The organism is Parapedobacter sp. 2B3, from assembly GCF_041925275.1.
Taxonomy (GTDB): Bacteria; Bacteroidota; Bacteroidia; order Sphingobacteriales; family Sphingobacteriaceae; genus Parapedobacter; species Parapedobacter pyrenivorans_A.
In genome coordinates this window covers 1-1,278 of the sequence record NZ_JBHEUZ010000055.1, presented here as the reverse complement: position 1 = coordinate 1,278, position 1,278 = coordinate 1, and the positions used below count along the sequence as shown (strand labels likewise).

Below are 1,278 nucleotides of genomic sequence, written 5' to 3'. Positions count from 1 at the left end.
GGGTGCACGACAGATTTCCATTTTCCTTAAAAGTGTTAACTTGTGATCCCAAAAGGACCACATGGAAGAATTAGAGGAAGTCACTGCGATTGTTAAGGAGAAGTATGCTGCTTGGAAAGCTAAAACGGCCGATATGACCACTGGCTACGAATACGAGAGCAGTTATGCATCGATGATGCAGGAGCTCGAGCGGGAGATTTTCGCCCTTTCTACGGGAGATGTACCCAAAGACAAAAACAGAAAAAAAAACTCCACACGCGATTCGGGCAGCTAGAATTATGCAAAGAGCATATCCTGGCCAAAAGCCCCGGTTCGATGAACATCAGCGGTTTTGCTCAGGAGACGATGTGTTTCGTTGGCCAGCAACTGGTTTTCGAGGAAGCGGAGCGGGTCATCAACAGCCTAACCGGTTCTGACTTCAACGCCAAACAGATAGAGCGGGTCTGCCATCTATACGGTGGCATTGTCGATGAAGAGATCAGTCAATCGGTCATTGCTGGATGCCATGTGGAATACAGCGATCAGGAGCGCAGCGAGCTCCATTACCTGATGGTTGACGGGGCGATGTACCCGACCCGTGAAAAGGGCGAACCCTGGCGTGAGGTGAAGTTGGGCCGGGTGATACGTGCCGGCAGCATCCTTCCCCTTTGCCAGGACCGGAATTTCGTGGATGGATCGATCTATGTGGCCCATCTAGGCAGAGCAAAGGAATTTTTCCCCAGATTGGAATACGAGATAGAGGGGCTTGACAACCTGGCGATCGTATCGGACGGTGCCAAATGGATATGGAACTGGGCGGATGACCTGTATCCCGATGCGCGAAAGATACTGGACTATTTCCATGCCGCTGAGCACCTGTGCGAATTTGCAAAGGACTGCATACAGGACGAGGAAATGCGCAGGGAGTGGCTCGATGTCCAACGGGAGGCTTTGCTGGAAAAGGATCCCGAATTGGTCATCAAGGCGATTGAACAGGTACAGCTTGATGACAAAGCCGCAGAAAAGAAGCGGAACAACCTGCTGGGGTATTACCGGGAAAACATCGAGCGGATGCGCTACAGGTCGTTCCGCGAACAAGGGCTGTTCATCGGATCGGGAGCCATAGAATCAGCCCACAAAGCGGTACTGCAGGCACGCCTTAAGCTGTCCGGGCAGCACTGGTCTCTGGACGGTCTGCAGAAAATGGCGCAGCTAAGGGCGACCTACAAAAGCAATAGATGGTATAAAATCGTCGAATACGCTAAAAATGCCGCTTGACGGAAATCTGTCGTGCACCCG

2 protein-coding genes are annotated in these 1,278 nt (G+C 51.9%); both read left to right on the top strand.

The genetic code is table 11. The features are described from left to right. The first annotated feature begins 61 nt into the window (after positions 1–61). On the top strand, positions 62–274 hold the full coding sequence (locus ACEVG1_RS21010) for a hypothetical protein (protein ID WP_374745694.1): 213 nt from the start codon (positions 62–64) through the stop codon (positions 272–274). A 41-nt stretch (positions 275–315) separates the two neighbouring features. Then, entirely contained in the window at positions 316–1,257 is a 942-nt protein-coding gene (locus ACEVG1_RS21005) for a UPF0236 family transposase-like protein (protein WP_374745693.1), read from the top strand. Positions 1,258–1,278 lie beyond the last annotated feature (21 nt).